13 protein-coding genes are annotated in these 20,100 nt (G+C 66.9%); 8 read left to right on the forward strand and 5 right to left on the reverse strand.

Translation table 11 applies throughout. The features are described from left to right. Positions 1 to 75 precede the first annotated feature (75 nt). Positions 76 to 612 (reverse strand): hypothetical protein, encoded by a 537-nt coding sequence (locus tag FA702_RS14910; RefSeq protein ID WP_168196073.1) that lies wholly within the window; start codon positions 610 to 612, stop codon positions 76 to 78. Positions 613 to 681: 69 nt separating this feature from the next. Then, complete coding sequence (locus tag FA702_RS14915; RefSeq protein ID WP_136956760.1) at positions 682 to 1,569, reverse strand: LysR family transcriptional regulator; 888 nt, start codon at positions 1,567 to 1,569, stop codon at positions 682 to 684. Between the two features lie 88 nt (positions 1,570 to 1,657). Between FA702_RS14915 and FA702_RS14920 the strand changes: the two genes are divergently transcribed. Beyond that, complete coding sequence (locus tag FA702_RS14920) at positions 1,658 to 2,842, forward strand: acyl-CoA dehydrogenase (protein ID WP_136956761.1); 1,185 nt, start codon at positions 1,658 to 1,660, stop codon at positions 2,840 to 2,842. Positions 2,843 to 2,987: 145 nt separating this feature from the next. Here FA702_RS14920 and FA702_RS14925 read toward each other — a convergent pair whose 3' ends face one another. Beyond that, positions 2,988 to 4,745 (reverse strand): cation:proton antiporter, encoded by a 1,758-nt coding sequence (locus FA702_RS14925; RefSeq protein WP_136956762.1) that lies wholly within the window; start codon positions 4,743 to 4,745, stop codon positions 2,988 to 2,990. A 134-nt stretch (positions 4,746 to 4,879) separates the two neighbouring features. On the opposite strand from FA702_RS14925, the gene FA702_RS14930 reads away from it, so the two are divergent. The 6 genes from FA702_RS14930 to FA702_RS14955 all read left to right on the forward strand — a co-directional run bounded on the left by FA702_RS14930 (position 4,880) and on the right by FA702_RS14955 (position 15,513). Beyond that, positions 4,880 to 5,257, forward strand: a complete 378-nt coding sequence (locus FA702_RS14930) for a hypothetical protein (protein WP_136956763.1) — start codon at positions 4,880 to 4,882, stop codon at positions 5,255 to 5,257. A 38-nt stretch (positions 5,258 to 5,295) separates the two neighbouring features. Then, a complete protein-coding gene (locus FA702_RS14935) occupies positions 5,296 to 6,558 on the forward strand; it encodes a threonine ammonia-lyase (protein ID WP_136956764.1) in 1,263 nt (420 codons plus the stop codon). Between the two features lie 228 nt (positions 6,559 to 6,786). Next, entirely contained in the window at positions 6,787 to 7,629 is an 843-nt protein-coding gene (locus tag FA702_RS14940; RefSeq protein ID WP_136956765.1) for an arginyltransferase, read from the forward strand. 16 nt (positions 7,630 to 7,645) lie between these two features. Then, on the forward strand, positions 7,646 to 9,895 hold the full coding sequence (locus FA702_RS14945; RefSeq protein WP_255504594.1) for an autotransporter assembly complex family protein: 2,250 nt from the start codon (positions 7,646 to 7,648) through the stop codon (positions 9,893 to 9,895). Further along, the gene (locus FA702_RS14950; RefSeq protein WP_136956766.1) at positions 9,895 to 14,127 is read left to right on the forward strand and encodes a translocation/assembly module TamB domain-containing protein; all 4,233 of its coding nucleotides are present in this window, start codon (positions 9,895 to 9,897) and stop codon (positions 14,125 to 14,127) included. Before FA702_RS14945 ends, FA702_RS14950 begins: the two co-directional genes overlap by 1 nt. A 63-nt stretch (positions 14,128 to 14,190) precedes the next feature. Beyond that, positions 14,191 to 15,513: a glycosyltransferase gene (locus FA702_RS14955; RefSeq protein ID WP_136956767.1), complete on the forward strand. Its 1,323-nt coding sequence runs from the start codon at positions 14,191 to 14,193 to the stop codon at positions 15,511 to 15,513. A gap of 174 nt (positions 15,514 to 15,687) precedes the next feature. On the opposite strand, the gene FA702_RS14960 is transcribed toward FA702_RS14955, so the two are convergent. After that, the gene (locus FA702_RS14960) at positions 15,688 to 17,115 is read right to left on the reverse strand and encodes an aldehyde dehydrogenase family protein (protein ID WP_136956768.1); all 1,428 of its coding nucleotides are present in this window, start codon (positions 17,113 to 17,115) and stop codon (positions 15,688 to 15,690) included. Between the two features lie 165 nt (positions 17,116 to 17,280). Between FA702_RS14960 and FA702_RS14965 the strand changes: the two genes are divergently transcribed. Beyond that, entirely contained in the window at positions 17,281 to 19,575 is a 2,295-nt protein-coding gene (locus FA702_RS14965) for a bifunctional diguanylate cyclase/phosphodiesterase (RefSeq protein ID WP_136956769.1), read from the forward strand. A 10-nt stretch (positions 19,576 to 19,585) separates the two neighbouring features. Here FA702_RS14965 and FA702_RS14970 read toward each other — a convergent pair whose 3' ends face one another. Beyond that, positions 19,586 to 20,017: a hypothetical protein gene (locus tag FA702_RS14970; protein ID WP_136956770.1), complete on the reverse strand. Its 432-nt coding sequence runs from the start codon at positions 20,015 to 20,017 to the stop codon at positions 19,586 to 19,588. Positions 20,018 to 20,100: the final 83 nt, after the last annotated feature.

Consider the following 20,100-nt stretch of genomic DNA (forward strand, 5'->3'; position numbering starts at 1 on the left):
GAGGTTAGCCTACCGTCGAAAAGTTGCGCACACCGCCCGTCCTGAGCTTAGCGTCTGCAAAGCCTGATCAATAAATCAACATCTACCCTCATAGGCTTGCTTATAAGGTGAGCCAAAGCATTTCCCCATTCTGGTAAGAAAAGACAGGTTCGGAGGCCATTCCAAATCGCCTTCTGGATAATCAGGAGGTCGTTTCAATGCTTTCAAAGCAAAAATGACTTCATCAAAAGCCGCTCGATCATTTTCTAGAAAAGCAATCGTTCCTTCAACGTACAAGTTCCATCCATCGATGTCAGTTGTAGTGCGCTTTTTGCTTGCAATCATCTCCGCAATGGCTTGGGAATAACTGCCCGAAAAGGCCAGAATCTGCCCACGATGCCACAGGAGAAGCGGGCGAATATCTTCACCCAGCTGATTTTCATTATAGTGAACATATTTTTGAATGAGTTCGGCGGCTTCGCGCTCGCATCCTGCGGTGCTTGCAAGATGTCTCCAGCCGTCTTCCCCTTGATCAAATTCGATCGGGTTCATTCCAACATAGCTGGACAAATCATATTGACACTCATCCGGCGCACCTATGCTTGCCGGCGACGATCCAAGCAGCATAGCCAAAAGTGTTAACATGCTTCAGCCTCACTACCATTACAGTTGGTTGCCGCACTGGCCCAGTCCACCGTACCCCTACAACGCCAGCGCTTTCTCGATCACCCCGCGCGCAGCCGCAGGGGTGTCGTCGCGGCAGAGCAGCGCCAGTTCGACGGTGGCGGCATGATCGGCCAGGGGGCGGAAGGTCAGGCCGTCGAGCGCGAGGTGCTGGAGCGAGGCGGGGGCGAGGACCACGCCGCGCCCGGCGGCGGCGAGCACGGCGGCGGAGATGAAATCGTCGGTGCGGTGAAGCGCGGGCATGGCGAAGCCGCCGGCGCGCGAGAGGTCACGCACGGCTTCGGCAAGGCCCACTTCCTCGTGGAACTGCGGCATGATGAACGGCTCGCCGGCGAGGTCCGCCAGCCGAACGGCGGCGTGGAAGGTCAGCGGATGGTCGTCGGCCAGCGCCAGCACCAGCGGTTCGCGGTGGACGGTGCGCGCGGTGATCGCCGGGGGGTAGGACGGCCTGGGGCGGGTCAGCCCGATGTCGATCTCGCCCGAAACGATGCGGTCGAACTGCACCGGCGTTTCCATCAGTGAAAGGCGCACGTCCAGATCGGGCAGGGCATCGCGCAGCGCCCGCAGCGCGCGCGCCAGCGTTCCGCTCATCGCCGCGGAGAACACGTAGCCGATGCGCAGCGGCCCGGCGGCGCCGCGCGCGATGTTGCGCCCGATCCGCTCGGCCTGCCGCAGCGAGGCCAGCGCCGCGCGCGCCTCGTCCAGAAAGAGCTGGCCGGCGCGCGTCAGCGCCACGTCCTTGCGGCTGCCCCGCGTGACCAGCCGGGCGCCCAGCCGGTCTTCCAGCCGCTGCAGGCGCTTGCTGACGACCGACTGCGCGATGCCCAGCCGGTCGGCGGCGCGCAGGAAGTGCCGGGTTTCGGCAATGGCCAGGAACGCTTCGAGCTGGTCGCCGTCGAGCATCATTCATTCCATATCGCGATTGAACACGGCAAATTCGGTTCTTGATGCGATCGATGGCAGGTTGCAGGATCACGCGCAAGGAGGACGCCACATGGCAGGCATGGTTCGGTTCGATTGGGAAGACGCCTTCGCGCTCGATGCGCAGCTCACCGAGGATGAGCGGCTTATCGCCGGCTCCGCGCGCAGCTTCGCGCAGGATCGCCTCCAGCCGCGCGTGATCGATGCCTTCGCGCAGGAACATACCGATCCCGCGATCTTCCGCGAAATGGGCGAACAGGGCCTGCTCGGCATCACGCTGCCGGAAAAGTATGGCTGCGCCGGCGCGTCCTACGTCTCCTACGGCCTTGTCGCGCGCGAGGTGGAGCGCGTCGATTCCGGCTACCGCTCGATGATGAGCGTGCAGTCCAGCCTGGTGATGTTCCCGATCTACGAATACGGATCGGAAGAGCAGCGGATGAAGTACCTGCCCAAGCTCGCCACCGGCGAATTCATTGGCTGCTTTGGCCTGACCGAACCCGATGCCGGCTCAGATCCGGGCGGCATGCGTACCCATGCGGTAAAGGTGGAGGGCGGTTATCGCCTGTCCGGTTCAAAAACCTGGATTTCCAACGCGCCGATCGCCGATGTCTTCGTGATCTGGGCCAAGTCCGAAGCGCATGGCGGCGCGATCCGTGGCTTCATCCTCGAAAAGGGCATGAAGGGCCTGTCCGCGCCGAAGATCGACAACAAGCTCTCGCTGCGCGCCTCGATCACCGGCATGGTGATGATGGACGACGTGTTCGTGCCCGATGACGCGCTGCTGCCCAACGTCGAAGGGCTGAAGGGGCCGTTTGGCTGCCTCAACCGCGCGCGCTACGGCATTTCGTGGGGTGCGCTGGGCGCCGCCGAGTTCTGCTACCACGCCGCGCGCCAGTACGGGCTCGATCGCAAGCAGTTCGGTCGCCCGCTCGCCGCGACGCAGCTGTACCAGAAGAAGCTGGCCGACATGCTGACCGAGATCAGCCTGGGCTTTCAGGCCTCGCTGCGCGTCGGCCGCCTGATGGACGAAGGCGCCTTCGCGCCCGAGATGATCTCGATCGTCAAGCGCAACAACGTGGGCAAGGCGCTCGACATCGCGCGGACGGCGCGCGACATGCACGGCGGCAACGGCATCTCGGGCGAATACCAGGTGATCCGTCACATGGTGAACCTCGAAACCGTGAACACCTACGAAGGCACGCACGACGTTCACGCGCTGATCCTGGGCCGCGCGATCACGGGCATCGCCGCGTTTTGAAGGCGTTGGGGCAGGGGTGCCGGCACTGGCCCACCCCCAACCCCTCCCGCAGGCGGGAGGGGAGTTAAAGGAGGGGCTTTCGACACTTCTCCCCTCCCGCTTGCGGGAGGGGCAGGGGGCGGGCAATCGATGCCTTACGCGCCCCTCACGTCTCCTGCGGCGTTGGCGCGGTGATGATGCGGTCGCGCGCGGCGCGGATGTCGCCAGCCTCGATCTGGATTTTCAGCCGTTCGCGATCGTTGTTGCGATAGATGTCTTCGGCCCGGTTGATCGCTTCCAGGTTGACGCCCGCATCCTCCAGCGCCAGCCGCGCCATCTTCACGGCCGATTCCATCACCTCGCGCACGATCCCGCTGACGGGCGTGCGCTTGAGGCGGATCACCGCGCGGCGGTCATAGGCGCGCACATAGATCGCGGCATCGGGAAACGCCTCGTGGACGGCCTCGATCATCTCGGCGTCCAGTTGGTCGCCATCGGTGCAGAACAGGATCAGTTCGGCCTCGGCTGCGCCGGCCTGGCGCAGCACGTCGAGCCGGCAGCCGTCGCCGAAATAGACCTTTGCGCCGAAGCTCGCCGCCACGTCGATCATCTCGATGTCGGTGTCGATCAGCGTCACTTCGATGTCGCTGGCGTTCAGCATCTGCGCCACGGTCTGGCCGAAGCGGCCATAGCCCACGACGATCGCGCTCGCGCCGTCGGCGCTCGGTCCTTCGCGCTCGCCCTGGTCGGCAGCTGGCTCGTCGCGGAAGCGGCGCGTGGCCATCATCAGGAACGGCGTGCTCGCCATCGAAACGGTGACGATCGCGCCGAACAGGCTGGCGGCCTCGGGCGCGACAAGCAGTGCGTTCTGCGCTTGCGTGAACAGCACGAAGCCGAATTCGCCCCCCTGGCTGAGCAGCAGGCCCAGCGCCATCGCGCCGCGCCAGGTCATGCGGAAGGCAAGGCCGATCGCGAAGATCACCGCGGCCTTCACCCCCACCAGCGCCGTGGCCATGCCCAGCACGAACAGTGGCCGCTGCGCGATGGCGTTGAGATCGAGCATCATGCCCACCGCCAGGAAGAACAGGCCCAGCAGGATCGAACGGAACGGTTCGACATCGGCTTCCAGTTCATGGCGATAAGGCGAATCCGCCAGCATTACCCCGGCGACGAACGCGCCCAGCGCGGTGGATAGGCCCAGCGCTTCCATGATCGCGGCCGCCGCGATCACCGTGAACAGCGCCGCCACCACGAACATCTCGCGCTCGCCTAGTTTGCCGATCAGGCGGAACAGCGGGCGGATCAGGAAGCGCCCGGCGGCGACAAGGCCGACGATCGCGCCGATCGTGTAGAGCGACAGCAGCCATCCCGGCGGGCCACCCACGTCGGCCGGGTTGCGGCTCATTGCGGCGATGATCGTGATCATCGGGATGATCGACAGGTCCTGGAACAGCAGGATGGCGAAGGCCCGTTCGCCAAACGGCGTGCGCAGCCGGCCCGACGATTGCAGCATCGGCAGCACCTGCGCGGTGGAGGAAAGCGCCAGCGGCAGGCCCAGCGCGAGCGCGGCGGCGGACGAGAATTCGGTGCCCAGCGCGATCATCGCGGCGATGGCCATGCCGCAGGCGGTCACTTGCAGCAGCCCGAGCCCCAGGATGTCGCGCTTCATCTTCCACAAGCGCGAAGGGTTCAACTCCAGCCCAACCAGGAACAGCAGCAGCGTGATGCCGAGTTCAGCGATGCCCAGCTTCTGTTCGGCATCGCCCACCAGGCCCAGCACTTGCGGCCCCACCACCGCGCCGGCGACGAGGTAGCCCAGCGTCGCGCCCAGCCGCAGGCGCCGGAACAGCAGCACGAAGCCGAGCGCGAAGCCGAGCAACAGGAAGCCGTCGTGCATCATGGAATGCGGCGCGCCGCCGTTCATCGGGTTCGGACCTTCAGCATGCCCCTTCTGTAGCCAGCCGCGCGCCGGCCGCAACCCGCCGCGTTCGCTTTCGCTTCATTGTGGGTGCGCACGCTCGCTTGCTTCGCCGGTCGCTGGCAGGCTAACGCGGCCGCATGAGGAATCGCCGCCGATCCGGTCTGTTTTCGCCGTCCGTCCTGCGCGCTCTGTTCTGGATCTGCTGCGCTTTCGCGGTGGTCATGGCCGTGCTGCCGCATCCGCCGCACCTGCCGATCGACCGGCTGGGTGACAAGTTCGAGCACATGATGGCGTTTTCGGTGCTGGCCCTGCTGGCGGCGCTGGGCTGGCCGTCGTTTCCCAAGCGGCGCATCGCGGAGCGCCTGTCGTTCCTGGGCGCGCTGATCGAGCTGGCCCAGTCGATCCCCGAACTGCACCGCGATTGCGATATCCGCGACTGGATCGCCGATACGCTGGCGGTCCTCGTCGTGCTGGGGATCGTGGCGGCGGTCCGCGGCGTGCGCGGCACCCGTTAAAGGTTTCCTTGGCGCGCCCTTTGCATTAGGGCGCCTGCATGGAAAATCTGGTCCGTTCATCCGCTCAGCAGCCCACCGGCAATCCCGGTGCCCTGCTCGACATCGCCGAGGTACGCGCGGCGGCGGAGCGAATTAGCGGGCAGGTGGTGCGCACCCCCACGCTTTACAGCAGGACGTTGAGCGCCATCACCGGCGCCGAGATCTGGCTCAAGTTCGAAAACCTCCAGTTCACGGCCGCCTACAAGGAACGCGGCGCGCTCAATGCCCTTCTGCAACTCGATGAGGAACGCCGTTCGCGCGGCGTGATCGCGGCTTCGGCCGGCAACCACGCGCAAGGCCTGTCTTACCACGGCACGCGGCTGGGCGTGCCCGTCACCATCGTCATGCCCAAGACGACGCCGACGGTGAAGATCATGCAGACCGAGAGCAACGGCGGCAAGGTCGTGCTCGAGGGCGAGACGTTCGACGAGGCCTATGCCTATGCCCGGTCGATGGAAAAGCAGCTCGGGCTGACCTTTGTTCATCCGTTCGACGATCCGCAGGTCGCCGCCGGGCAGGGCACGGTGGCGCTCGAAATGCTCGAGGATGCGCCCGAGATCGACATGCTGGCGGTGCCGATCGGCGGTGGTGGACTGCTTTCGGGCATGGGCACGGCGGCGCGGGCGCTGAAACCCGATATCGGCCTGATCGGGGTGCAGGCGCAGCTTTATCCGTCGATGTACGACAAGCTGAAGCACGCCGATCTGCCATGCGGCGGCGATACCCTGGCCGAAGGCATCGCGGTGAAGGAGCCGGGGGCCTTCACCTCGGCGGTGCTGGCGCAGCTTGTCGATGACATCGTGCTGGTCGACGAAGCCGCGCTTGAAAGCGCGGTGGCGCTGCTGCTGCAGATCGAGAAGATCGTAGTCGAAGGCGCGGGCGCGGCCGGGCTGGCCGCGGTCATGCGCAACCGCGCATTGTTCGAAGGACGCAACGTGGGCATCGTGCTGACGGGCGGCAATATCGATACCCGCCTGCTCGCCAACGTGCTGCTGCGCGATCTGGCGCGGTCGGGCCGGCTCGGCCGGCTGCGCATCGTGCTGCAGGATCGCCCGGGCGCGCTGTTCCATGTGGTCGAGGAGTTCAACCGCTACCAAGTGAACATTCTCGAAGTCTGGCACCAGCGCATTTTCACCTCGCTTCCGGCCAAGGGGCTGACCGCCGAGATCGAATGCGAGGCGCGCGATCGCGAGCAGATCGACCTGCTGGTCGCGGCGCTCCGCGCCAAGGGATATGACGTGATTCAGATCGAATTGGGCTGAAATCGCGCTTCGCCCGACCGTTCTGGGAGTGTCCGTCTCGTAAAGGATGCGCCGCCCTGTCGTCCGGAACCGGGACAGGGCGGCGCAAACCGGGCCTGCGCCGGCCTCGAGACGGACTGAGGCGCATTATTTCGTGGTTAAGGGTCTTTCACCAAGTTCGATGCTGAGGCATTGTCGTCTTTGAACGGCGCCGGATGGTCCGGATGCCCAGAGGAAGCCCAGCAGGCCGTGACCGCGCCCGTCCGTTTTCCCCGCTTTTTCGTGACGAGCCCCGCGCCGTGCCCCTATCTTGAGGGTAAGAGCGAACGGAAGGTGTTCACCGAGCTGAAGGGGCCTCATGCCGACGACCTGAACGACGCGCTGGGCCGGATCGGCTTCCGCCGCAGCCAGACCGTCGCCTACCGCCCCAGCTGCATCGATTGCACCGCCTGCGTCTCGGTGCGCGTCGTCTCGGACGAGTTTCAGCCCTCTTCGGCGCAACGCCGGGCGATCAAGGCCAATTCGGACCTGATTGTTACTGCATGCAAGCCGTGGTCGACGCAGGAACAGTTTGACCTCCTGCGGCGTTACCTGTCGGCGCGCCACCCCGATGGGGGCATGGCGGCCATGGACGAGATGGATTTTGCTGACATGGTGGAACATACGCCAGTCAGAAGCTATGTGATTGAATACAGGGAACCGGGCGTGGGTGGCGCGCCGGGCAAACTGGTGGGAGCCTGCCTTACCGACCATCAGGGCGATGGTCTTTCGATGATCTACAGTTTCTACGATCCACATCACGAGACGCGCACCGGGCTTGGAACCTACATCATCCTCGATCACATTCTGCACGCGGCGAGAATCGGCCTGCCCTACGTCTATCTCGGGTACTGGGTCGAAGGATCTTCGCGCATGCAGTACAAGGTGCGCTTCCGTCCGCTCGAACGCCTTGGCCGCGATGGCTGGGAGCGTTTCTCGACTGATGAACAGGCCATCGCCATCGATCGTGCGGCCACCTCGCGGCAGGGCGGTTTCGAGCACGGGGGCAAGGATGGTCTGCACGCCGGACAGGAAATCTACCGTCCGGCCTGATCGTGCTTCGCTGCGCATGTCGGGATCGCTGACGCGGATCATCGCGGCGGCGCTGTTTGTCGCGCTGGTGCCCGCGCCGATGGCGCTGGCGCAATCGCGCGATACCGACCAGGCGCTCAAGGACCTGATTCCCGATTCGGCGATCGACAATGCCGAAAGCTGGGCGCTCGATACCGATGCCGCGCGCCAGCCCGCGCCCGATGTCGCCGCGCTGCTGGGCGCGACCGAACCGTTGCAGGCGCTGACCGACATTCCCGGCATCACCATCGATTGGCCGCAGACCGCCGATCTTCCGCCGTTCAAGCCGCTCGATCCCGATCCGGACATCGCGCTGGCGCAGCAGCAGGTGGATGGCGCGGTCGATGCGCTGGATGGCGAACAGCAGCAGGTCGAAAGTGCGCGCAACGCGCTGATCCCCGATGCCTCGCTCTCGCACGTCGGTGGGCAGGTCGATCTGGCGTTCTCGCCCACCGATGCCTTCCCCGAACGCGATGAACTGGTTTCGCGGTTCTCCGGCCTCTCCAGTCTGCATTCGCTGGACGATGACGAGGACAACCTTGCCCAGCTGACCCGCCGCGCGCGCAGCGATCGCGACCTGATCGTCGAAATCCTGCGCACTTATGGCTATTACGACGCCGAGGTTTACCAGTCGATCGTCACGCCGCAGAGCGAGGCGGCTGCTTCGGCGGCGTCTGCCAGCGCGGAGGGTGGCAACGGGGCGCGGCGCGGCCAGCGCCGCAATGCCATCGATCTGTCCAAGGTGGTCGTGCGGTTCGATGTGGTGCCGGGGCCGCAGTACCGGCTGGCGAAGATCGACCTTGGCGATATTGCCGGAACGGGCGCGGACTACGAAACCCTGCGCGCCGCTTTTGGCGTCCGCGTCGGCGATCCGGTCAATACCGAGAAGATCCTCAAGGGCCGCGCCGATCTTGCCGCCACGCTGGGCGACAACGGCTATGCCTTCGCCAAGGTGGGCGAACCGGCGCTGGTGATCGACCACGAGCCGCGCACCGGCGATCTGACGGTGCCGGTCACCAGCGGCGGCCGCTATGTGTTCGGGCAAGTCGTCAGCGGCATGCCGCGCTTCATGGGTTCGCGCCATATCCAGCATATCGCGCGATTCCGGCCGGGCGACGTCTATCAGACCGCCATGCTCGACGATCTGCGGCAAGCGATCCTGGCGACCAGCCTCGTTTCCTCGGTCACGGTCAAGACGCGTGAAGTGACGCCGCCCGCCGCCGGCAAGCCCGGCGTGGTCGATGTCGATGTCGATATGGCCAAGGCGCCGCAGCGCACGATTGCGGCGCTGATCGGCTATTCCAGCGGCGAAGGCTTCCGCGTCGAGGCGAGCTGGGAGCACCGCAACCTGATCCCGCCCGAAGGCATGGTGCGCGTGCGCGGCGTCGCCGGCACCCGCGAGCAGTTGCTCGGCGTAATCTATCGCCGCAACAACTTCCTCACGCGCGATCAGGTGCTGACCGCCGATCTTTATGCCCAGACCAAGGTGAGCGATGCCTATCAGGCGCGCACCCTGTCGCTGGTCAGCAGCATCGAGCGGCAGACCACGCTGCTGTTCCAGAAGCCCTGGGTCTATTCGGCAGGCCTCGAAGTGGTGGCCACCAGCGAGCGCGAGGACAGCACCCAGCCGCGCAAGACCTATTTCATCGGCGCGCTGCCCTTGCGCGGGGCCTATGACGGCAGCGACAGCCTGCTCGATCCCACGCGCGGCTTCCGCGTGGCGCTGCGCGTCTCGCCGGAAATCTCGCGCCAGGCCGGCGCGAATTCGACCTATGTGAAGGTCCAGCTCGACGCGAGCCTCTATCGCCCGGTCAGCGACAGCGTGGTCATGGCCGGCCGCGTGCGCTTCGGCGCGATCCAGGGCGCGGACATCGCCAGCATCGCGCCGTCGCGCCGGTTCTATGCGGGGGGCGGATCGTCGGTGCGCGGCTATGGCTATCAGCAGATCGGCCCGCGTGACACGACCGGCGCGCCCAGCGGCGGCCGTTCGCTGACCGAATTCTCGCTCGAAGCGCGGGTCAAGACCGGGCTGATGGGCGGTGCGGTCAGCGTGGTGCCGTTCGTCGATGCCGGCGCGGTGGACGAAACCACGACACCGCGCTTCCGCGACATCAAGGTCGGTGTCGGCGTGGGCATCCGTTACCAGACCAACTTCGGTCCGATCCGCATCGATCTCGGCACCCCGCTCAACCCGTCGAAGGGCGATAGCCGTATTGGCGTCTATGTCGCGCTGGGGCAGGCGTTCTGATGGCGGACGATACCGTGCCACCCACGCCAGAGGAGGCCAACCCCGCGCCGGGCGCTTCGCCGCGTCCGGCGGACTCGGCCTCTACTCCCGCGCTCTGGCGTTGGACGCGGCGCATCGGCGCGGCGGTTGCCGTGCTGGCGATGGCGCTGCTGGGCGGGCTGCTGGTGCTGGATTCGCCGATCGGCCACCGTTTCGTCGCCGACCGCGTCGCCACGCTGGCGCCGGCTTCGGGCCTGCGCATCAAGATCGGCCGGATCGATGGCTCGCTGTTCGGCAAGGCCGGGTTGAAGGACGTGGTCCTAAGCGATCCCCATGGTCCCTTCCTGACCGTTCCTGATGTCGACCTGGACTGGCGGCCCTATGCCTGGACGGTCAACACGCTCGACATCCGCACGCTCGCGCTGCACCGGGGCACCCTGTTGCGCCGGCCGCAACTGAAGCCGGGCGATCCCAACGCGCCGATCCTGCCCTCGTTCAACATCCGCATCGACCGTCTGGAAATCGATGCCCTCACCATCGCGCAAGGCGTGATCGGGGAAAAGCGCCGCGTGGACCTGACCGCGCGCGCCAACATCCGATCGGGGCGCACGCTGATCGACGCCAACGGCAGGCTGGGCGGCAAGGACCGGCTGGCGCTGCACCTCGATAGCGAGCCGGATCGCGACAAGTTCGATCTCGCGCTCGATTATGCCGCGCCGCGCGGCGGCCTGCTCTCGGCGCTGACCGGCGTGAAAAGCGACATCGTGGCGAAAGTGGCGGGCAAGGGCCGGTTCAGCGCGTGGCATGGCTGGGCCGTGGCCCGGCGCGACGGCGAACGGCTGGCCGGCTTCCTGATCGACAACCGCGCCGGCACCTACACCATCGCCGGGCAGGTCTTCCCCGAAGCGCTCATGGCGGGCGCCACACGGCGCATCGTGGGGACCAAGCTTTCGCTGTTCTATCAGGGCACGTTCGCGGATTCGACGCTGGACGGGCGCTTCTACGTGGGCGGCGCGGCGTTCCGTGCGACGGGGCAGGGCGCGGTGGATCTTACCGCCAATCGCGTCAGGGAACTGGCGCTGAAGGCCGACCTCCGCCGGCCCGATCTGGTGATGGCTTCGCCCGAACTCGCCGGTGTGCGCCTTGCCGCCACGCTGGACGGGCCGTTCCGTGATCTCGCCATCCGCCACGATTTCACCATCGACCGGCTGAAGAGCGGCACTACGCAGGCCGAAGGGCTGCACACCGCCGGCACCGCCAACTGGAACGGCAAGCGCCTGCTGCTGCCGTTGGCCGTCACCGCGAAGAAGGTGGTGACCGGCAACGGCATGATCGACCCGCGCTTCGTCGGCGCCAGCGTGAAGGGCGATCTGGTCGTGCAGGGCAGCCAGCTTTCGTCCGAACAGCTCGCCATCGATCTCAAGGGGCTGGCCGCGCGGCTGGTGCTGCGCAGCGACATGGCCAAGGGCATGTACGCACTCGCCGGGCCGGTCACCGCGCGCGGTTTCGCGCTGCCGAATCTGGGCTTGGTCGATGCCGATGCCAAGATCGTGTTCGGCATGGGCAACGGCGTGCCGTGGTCGCTGCGCGCCAACGCGGCCGGGCGCATGGCGCGGATCGACAACGCCACGCTGGCCAACCTGACCGGCGGCAATATCCGCTTTTCCGGCGGCGTCGTCACCGGCGCGCTGATCCCGCTGCGGTTCAGCGACGCGCGCCTGTCCTCGCGCAAGCTGGCCGTCGCCCTGAACGGGCAGGTCCACCCCGATGGCCGGACCACCGTGGTCGGCAAGGGCCGTCACCTCGACTACGGCGATTTCACCATCGATGCCGCGATGGCCAAGGACGGTCCGTCCGCCGTGCTGGTTTTCGCCAATCCCTTGCCCGCCGCCGGCCTCAAGGACGTGCGCGTGGCGTTGTCTCCCGTGGGTGACGGATTCCGGATCGAGACGAAGGGCGATTCCACGCTGGGGCCGTTCGATGGCGTGCTGGGCCTGCAATCGCCGCCCAAGGGGCCGACGCGCATCGCGATCGAGCACTTCAAGGTCTGGCAGACGGAGATCACCGGCGGGCTGGACCTCGCCACGGGCGGCGTCAGCGGCGATCTGGCGATCACGGGCGGCGGGATCGATGGCACCGTCCGGCTCGATCCAAAGGAAGGCGGGCAGGCGATCACCGCGCTGGTCACGGCGCGCAACGCCCGCTTCGGTGGCGCGCGGCCGATTTCCATCGGCAATGGCAAGGTCGAGGTGAACGGCTTCCTGGCCGAGGGCAAGAGCACGATCGATGCCACCGCGCATATCGAAGGCATCGGCGCGGGGCAGTTGTTCATCGGGCGACTGGCCGTCAACGCGAAGCTCGTCAACGGCGCGGGCAGCGTCACCGCGTCCATCGCCGGGCGGCGCGGCACGCGCTTCGCCATGCAGGGTACGGCGACGGTTTCGCCCGACAAGATCGTCGCGCTCGCCTCGGGCGACTATTCCGGCCGGGCGATCCAGATGCCGCGCCGTGCGGTGCTGGAGCGCGAGGGCGCCGGGTGGCGGTTGCAGCCCACGCAGGTCAATTTCGGGCGCGGCGCGGTCATCGCCGAAGGGCATGTGCTGGGCGGCCCCACCGAACTCAAGCTGCAGATCGCGCGGATGCCGCTGTCGCTGGCGGACATCGTGGTCGCGGACCTCGGCCTGGGCGGGGCGCTTTCGGGCGTCGTCGAATACCGCAACGATCACACCGGCGCGCCGTCTGGCCATGCCGCCGTGCAGGTGCGCGGGCTGACGCGCTCCGGCCTCGTGCTCACCTCGCGGCCGATGAACCTCTCGCTTGTCGCCGATCTCGATCCGTCTGCGCTGCAGGCGCGCGCCGTGTTCAAGGATGGCGGGCGGGACGGCGGCACTGTGCGCGGCGGGGTGCAAGCGCTCCTCTCCGGCCTGCCGCGTGGCGGCACCGTGCTGGAGCGCCTGCGCGGTGGCCGGTTGCAGGCGCAGGTCCGCTATGGCGGCCCGGCCGAAACGCTGTGGCGCCTCGCGGCGGTGGACTTCATGGACCTGACCGGCACCATCGGCGCACGCGCCGACATCACCGGCACGCTTGACGATCCGACGTTTGTCGGCGCCATCGCCAGCAAGGATCTGCGCGTGCAGAGCAGCGTGATCGGCACCGACATCCAGAACATCCAGGCGAGCGGCACCTTCAACGATTCGCGGCTATCGCTGAACCGCTTTGCCGGCACCACCGCCAACGGCGGCAAGGTGACCGGCAGCGGCACCATCGATCTGTCCAACATCGTCTCGCGCGGGGTCGCGCTCGATCTGCGGATGGCCGCGCAGAACGCGCGCATCGTCAATCGCGACGACATGGCCGCTACGGTCACCGGCCCGCTGCGCATCGTCAGCGATGGCATCGGTGGCACTATCGCCGGGCGGGTGCGCATCGAACAGGCGCGCTGGGCGCTCGGCAGCGCCAGCGCGGTCGCGGAACTGCCCTCGATCCCCACGCGCGAGATCAACCCGCGTGCCGACGTCGCCCCGGCGCGCACGCCGTCGACCCCGTGGACGTTCCTGATCGACGCCTCGGGCGCCAATCGCATCGACGTGCGCGGGCTGGGGCTGGACAGCGAATGGGGCGCGGACATCCGCCTGCGCGGCACCACCGCCAATCCGCAGATATTCGGCAGCGCCGATCTGGTACGCGGCGGCTACGAATTCGCGGGCAAGCGCTTCGACCTCACGCGCGGCCGCATCCGCTTTGCCGGCGAAGTGCCGATCGATCCCCGGCTGGATATCGCTGCCACGGGCGATGCCAATGGCGTCAGCGCCACGATCACGATCACCGGATCGGGGATGAAGCCGGTGATCGCCTTCTCCTCCACGCCTTCGCTGCCCGAAGAGGAACTGCTCAGCCGCCTGCTGTTCGGCAGCTCGATCACGCAGATTTCCGCGCCGGAGGCGGTGCAACTTGCCGCCGCGCTGGCGTCGCTGCGCGGCGGCGGCGGGCTGGACCCGATCAACAAGCTACGCAGCGCCATCGGGCTGGACCGGCTGCGCATTCTCAACGCCGATGCTTCCATACCGCGCGGCACCAGCGTCGCCGCCGGCAAGTACCTCGGCCGCAAGTTCTTCGTCGAACTGGTCACCGACGGGCGCGGCTATAACGCCACCTCGGTCGAATTCCGCATCACCCGCTGGCTGGCGCTGCTGGCCTCCGTGGCGACGATCGGGGACGAGAGCCTCAACCTGCGCGTCAGCAAGGATTATTGACGCCGTTCAAGGAATTTTGCCCGCGGTCGCGAAAGAGTCATAACGGATCGATTGAAGGGATCCGTGACCATCGACGGCAACGCGCTTCTGATCTGCGACCTGACGCAAAGCTATGCCCCGCAGGGCGGCGGCGGCATCGGCACGTACCTGCGCGAAAAGCGCGCCCATGTGCTGGAGCATACCGGGCACCGGCTGCTGCAGATCGTGCCGGGCGCCGAGGACCGGGTGATCGAGAACGGCCGGCATATCTGGGTGGAGATCGGCGCCGATCCGGTGCGGGGCAGCCCCAATTACCGTTTCATCCTGCGCACGGCGGCGGTGCGCGCGGTGCTGGCGCGCTATCGGCCCGACGTGATCGAATCGCTGTGCCCCTGGGTACTGCCGTGGACCGCGATCGACCACCGCCGCGCGTTCCCGCACACCACGCTGGTCGCCGGCTATCACACCGATTTTCCCAATGCCCACGTCTATCGCGTCGGTTCGGAACTGTTCGGCGATTTCGTCGCGCGCGGGCTGCGCAAGGTCAGCGCCGGCTATGCCGAGGCGACCTACCGCGAATTCGACCGGGTTTACACGCTGGGACGCGACATGCGCGCGATGCTGACGTCCTATGGCGTCGAGCATGTCGACGAACTGGCGCTGGGCGTCGATCCGGCGGTGTTTCATCCCGATCGCCGCGATTCGGTCTTGCGCGCGCGGCTGGGGCTGGAAGGGCAGGGGCCACTGCTGGTCTATGCCGGGCGGCTGGACAACGAGAAGCGCGCGGATCGGCTGCTCGCGATGTTCCGCGCGCTGCCGGCCGATTGCGGCGCGGCACTGCTGCTGATCGGCGATGGCAAGCTGCACGACCGGATGATCGAGGAAGCGCGCGGGCTGCCCGTGGCGTTCCAGGGCTTCGTCGGCGATCGCGCCGAACTGGCGCGGCTGCTGGCATCGGCGGACATCTATGTCTCCGCCATGGCGGACGAGACGTTCGGCATCTCGGTGCTGGAAGCGCAGGCGAGCGGGTTGCCGGTGGTCGGCGTCGCCTCGGGCGCGATGCTAGAAAGAGTCACGCCCGCGCTGGGGCGGCTGGCGCCGGTGGATGACGTGGACGCGATGGCGCGGCTGGTGATGGAGGTCTGGCAGGGCGACTACGCCGCGATGCGCGCCGCCGCGCGGGCGCATGTGGTCGATCGGTTCAGCTGGAAAGCCACGTTCGATTGCCTGTTCGGCGAGATCTATCCCCGCGCGATGGAAGCCGCCGCCACGCGCGAACAGGCGCTGGCGCAGCACGCGCGCCGCTACGCCGCCCGCGCGCTCAACAGCGCGATTGCCGGCATCACCGGGGCGATGAACGGCGCCGCAGCGGTGGAAGGGTCACGCCGCTGGCGACGGGCCGGCTGATCCGGACGATGGGGGGCAGCCCACCCCGCTGCGACTAACGCCGCCTGCGGCAGCGCAACGCGAGCGGGAGGGGCTGGGGGTGGGCTTTCCCAAGCCTCAACGGCAAAGGCCGACGCTCCCCTCAAGAAGCACCGGCCTTTCCGTTCCGGCGTACCGGAAATCAGAATCTGGAAATCAGAACTGAGCGATGGTCTTCACTTCCATGAAGTCCTTGAGGCCGTACTTGCCGCCCTCGCGCCCGTTGCCAGACTGCTTGTAGCCGCCGAACGCGCCGCCCTTCACGCCGGCCCAGCCGTTCACCGTGACCAGGCCCGCACGCAGCTGGCCGACCACGTCGGAGGCCGATTCCGGGGTGCCGCTGACAGTGGCGGACAGGCCGTAGCTGGTCTTGTTGGCCAGATCGATCGCTTCGTCGAGGTCGGTATAGGTGGTGATCGTCGCCACCGGGCCGAAGGTTTCCTCCTTGAAGATGGTCATGTCCGGCGTCACGTCGGAGAACACCGTCGGGCGGATGAAGTAGCCGCGGTTGACGTTGTCCGGCAGTCCGGGGCCGCCTTCGAGCAGGTTCGCGCCTTCGGAGATCGAGGCATCGATCAGGCTTTGCACCTTGCTCCACTGCGCCTTGTTGACGACGGGGCCGATGTGCGCGCCCTGTTCCGCCGGGCTGCCGACCTTCACCGCCGCGAAGTAGTTCTTCACGAACTCCTCGGCTTCGGCCTTGCGCGCGGCGGGGACCAGCAGGCGGGTCGGCGCGATGCAGCTCTGGCCGGTGTTGGCGACCACGCCCTGCAGCGTCGGCGGCAGGTGGGTGGCGAAATCGGCGTCTTCGAGCACCAGGTTCGGGGCCTTGCCGCCCAGTTCCTGATGCACGCGCTTGACGGTTTCGGCCGCATTCTTGGCAATCTGGATGCCCGCACGGGTCGAACCGGTGAAGCTCACCATGTCCACATCGGGATGCACGGTCAGCGCCACGCCCACGCCGGGGCCATCACCCTGCACGAGGTTGAACACGCCAGCCGGAACGCCGGCCGCGTCCAGCACTTCGGCGAAGATCGCCGCGTTGGTCGGGCATTCTTCGGAAGGCTTGAGCACCACGGTGTTGCCCGCCGCGATGCACGGCGCGATCTTGGCGCAGATCTGGTTGAGCGGCCAGTTCCACGGGGTGATCGCCGCCACCACGCCGACCGGTTCGTGGACCATGCGCGCGTTGGGCGTGCCGGGAATCGCTTCTTCCCATTCGAAGCCGTCCAGCGCTTCCAGCGTGCCCAGCATGTAGCCAATGCCGGCGCCGACCTGCGCCGTGCCGGCGAAGCTGACGGGCGCGCCCATTTCCTCGCTGATCGCGGCGGCGAAATCGGGGATGCGCTTCTTGTATTCGGCGATGATGTTTTCCAGCAGCGCCTTGCGCTCGGCCACCGTGGTCTTGCTGAACGTGGCGAAAGCGCGCTTGGCGGCGGCAACGGCCTTGTCGACATCGGCCTGGCTGCCCAGCGTCACGACCGCGCAGGGTTCCTCGGTGGCGGGATTAATCACCTCGTGGCGACGACCGCCCTCGCTGTCGACCCATTTGCCGTCGATATAGTGCTGAAGCCTCTCGCGCATATCTTACTCCCGCTGAAAAAGTTAGTCTTACGAACAATTAGGAAGGCCATCGCAGATTTGCAAGTTTGAGTAGCCGATTGCAACGGTCCCGACGTGCAAAATCGTTGGCGATGGATAGTGGCGCGCTAACCATTTGTTCGGATAGGGCCTCTACCGTCCCGATGCATGGCGATTGGGTATCTGTCACAGGCAACGGCGCTGCGGCGCACGGCGGGCGTGTTGCGCTCCAGTTGGATTGTCGTGGCCACTTTCCTCGCCTTGCTGGCGTTGTCGGTGGCCCTGGTGGCCTCGTTCAGCAACTCGACTCGCATCGCCGACGAACTGGCGCAGAGCGACGAACGCGTCCGAGTCGCGCACTATCTCGACAGCGCGGCCAAACGGATACTCGCGGCGCAGAAGCTCCAGCAGACCTGGGATGATGCCATGCGCCATGCGGTGCTGGGCGACGATCCGGTGTGGTCGCGGACCTACCTCGGGTATTTCTTCTGGGGCAGCCAGCGCGCCGATCACGTTTTCCTGGTGCGGCCGGATGGTTCGCTCGTGCGCGGGTGGGAGCGGGGCGAGGATGCGCCCGCCGACCGCTATGCCGGCCTGCAACCGCGCGTCGCCCGGCTGATCGCGCGCACGCGCGGCGAAAGCCGGGACGATGGAGACATCGCGCGCTGGATCACGCTCGAGGACGGCAAGTGGCCGGTCGACAAGCGCGGCTACCCGATGCAGCGCGGGCTTTACGAATTTTCCCGTTACCAGGGGCGGCCGGCGATCATGACCGTCGCCGCGATCATACCCGATTCGCGCGTGGACCTGCTGCGGCGCGCGCCCAACTATGTGCTGCTCGTCCGCACCATGGACGAAACCCTGCTGCATGAACTCAGCCGCGCGGTGCTGCTCGACGATATGAGGGTGAGCGATGCGCCGCCGGCCGCGGACCGGGCGCGCAACGGTACGCCGATCGCCGATCCCAACGGCCAGATCATCAGCTGGCTCGATTGGGCGGCGCGGCGCCCCGGCGAAGCGATCATCCGGCGGACCGCGCCCCTGCTTTCGGCCTTTATCCTGTTCTTCGTGGGGGTTCTGCTTGGCGGCGTGATGATCGTGCGCCGTCACATGCGCACCACGCGCGAACTGGTGGCGAGCGAGGCGCAAGCCCAGCACAACGCGATGCACGACGCGATGTCGGGCCTGCCCAACCGCGTGCACTACATGCAGCGGCTGCGGCAGGAACTTTCGGCCTGCATCAACGATCAGCGCCTGGGCGACGTGTTCGTCGCCTATCTTGATATCGACAGCTTCAAGGTCGTCAACGATACGCTGGGCCATCACGTTGGCGACGAGCTGGTGCGGCAGGTGGCCATGCGCCTGCGCCGGGCCTTGCCGTCCACCGATTTTCTCTCGCGCTTCGGGGGCGACGAATTCGTGCTGATGCGCCGATCGCCCGGCGGACGCGCTACGGCCGACGAGCTGGGCACGCAGATCATGGACCTGATGCGCGAACCCTTCCTGATTTCGGGCAACACGCTGGAAGTCACCTGCTCGTGCGGGATCAGCTGGGGGCCGGAGCAGAGCGAGGATCCCGGCGAACTGCTGCGCCGCGCCGATATCGCGCTCTATCGCGCCAAGCAGCGCGGCCGCGCGCGCTACCGCCGTTTCACCCGCGACATGGACGCCAGCCTGAAGCTGCGGCGCGAAATGGAGATGGAACTGCGCCGCGCCATCGCGCGCGACGAACTGTCGGTGGCGTTCCAGCCGATCATCGGGCTGCCCGATGGCGGCATTCATGGCTTCGAGGCATTGCTGCGCTGGTATCACCCCGATCGCGGGGAAATCCGGCCGGGCCTGTTCGTGCCCGTGGCGGAGCAGGCGGGCCTGATGATCCCGCTGGGCAACTGGGTGCTGCGGCGGGTGTTCAACGAATGCCAGGCCTGGCCGTGCGACATCTCGGTCAACCTCTCGCCCTTGCAGATCATGGCCAGCGATTTCCTCGTCACCCTGCGCACGATCCTGGCCGAAACCGGCATGGACCCGCGCCGTGTGGTTCTGGAAGTGACCGAAGGCGTGATGCTGGATCGCAGCGAGCACGTCTTCTCGGTGCTGCGCGAACTCAACGGCATGGGCTTCCGCATCGCGCTCGACGATTTCGGCATCGGCTATTCGAGCCTCAGCTACCTGCGGTCGTTCCAGTTCGACCGGATCAAGATCGACCGCTCGTTCGTGCAGAATGTCGAAGGCGATGTCGATGCCCACTCGATCCTCTGCGCGATCGTTTCGCTGGGCCATACGCTGCGGATGAAGGTCGTGGCCGAAGGCGTCGAAACCGACGTCCAGCGCCAGCTCGTCCAGGCGGCGGGCTGCGAGCTGGTGCAGGGGCATCTGTTCTGGGCGGCGCTTGCACCCCAGGAGGCGTTCGCGCTGCTGACGCGCGATGCCGAGGGTGGCGCCGCGCGACGGCTCGTCGGGTAAGCGCCCGCCTTCAGCCGCCTTGGGGCGGGCGGGTCACCAGCCGGGTTTCGGTCAGCTCGATCACCGGCACTTCCCATGGATGGGCGCGCAGGATAGCGCCGATCGCGGCATCGATCCGATCCTGCGGCGCATCGTGCGGCAGGTGGACGGTCAGGATGACGGTGGATGACACCGCGTTCTCCCCGGCGGTGCCGGCCGTGGGGCGGGCGGTGTCCGTCGGCGTGAACAGCTCCCAGCCGGGCGAGAGCTCCATGACGCCGCGATAGAGGCCGAAATCGCCCAGCGGATTGTCACCCCGCACGATCGCGAGCATGGCGGCCAGCGCCGGGTCGTCCTCCAGCGCCTGCCGATCGCCAGCGAGCAGGCGGGCCAGTACCGGTTCCGCCACGGGGCAATGGATGCGCAGGGCGCAGGCGGGGCGGAGATCGTACTGGCGCGTCATAGGACCACCGATAGGCGTTATGGCCGGCGCAGGCCAGTGCTGCGGAGTGAGCCGTTCCCACCCCCGACCCCTCCCGCAAGCGG

Source organism: Novosphingobium sp. EMRT-2, assembly GCF_005145025.1.
Classification (GTDB): domain Bacteria; phylum Pseudomonadota; class Alphaproteobacteria; order Sphingomonadales; family Sphingomonadaceae; genus Novosphingobium.

Bases quoted from the DNA above. Each gene is read 5' to 3' on its own strand.
- FA702_RS14925 (WP_136956762.1), bottom strand. From the start codon at position 4,745: ATGAACGGCGGCGCGCCGCATTCCATGATGCACGACGGCTTCCTGTTG.
- FA702_RS14945 (WP_255504594.1), top strand. From the start codon at position 7,646: ATGTCGGGATCGCTGACGCGGATCATCGCGGCGGCGCTGTTTGTCGCG.
- FA702_RS14915 (WP_136956760.1), bottom strand. From the start codon at position 1,569: ATGATGCTCGACGGCGACCAGCTCGAAGCGTTCCTGGCCATTGCCGAA.
- FA702_RS14970 (WP_136956770.1), bottom strand. From the start codon at position 20,017: ATGACGCGCCAGTACGATCTCCGCCCCGCCTGCGCCCTGCGCATCCAT.
- FA702_RS14920 (WP_136956761.1), top strand. From the start codon at position 1,658: ATGGCAGGCATGGTTCGGTTCGATTGGGAAGACGCCTTCGCGCTCGAT.
- FA702_RS14930 (WP_136956763.1), top strand. From the start codon at position 4,880: ATGAGGAATCGCCGCCGATCCGGTCTGTTTTCGCCGTCCGTCCTGCGC.
- FA702_RS14960 (WP_136956768.1), bottom strand. From the start codon at position 17,115: ATGCGCGAGAGGCTTCAGCACTATATCGACGGCAAATGGGTCGACAGC.
- FA702_RS14935 (WP_136956764.1), top strand. From the start codon at position 5,296: ATGGAAAATCTGGTCCGTTCATCCGCTCAGCAGCCCACCGGCAATCCC.
- FA702_RS14965 (WP_136956769.1), top strand. From the start codon at position 17,281: ATGGCGATTGGGTATCTGTCACAGGCAACGGCGCTGCGGCGCACGGCG.
- FA702_RS14950 (WP_136956766.1), top strand. From the start codon at position 9,895: ATGGCGGACGATACCGTGCCACCCACGCCAGAGGAGGCCAACCCCGCG.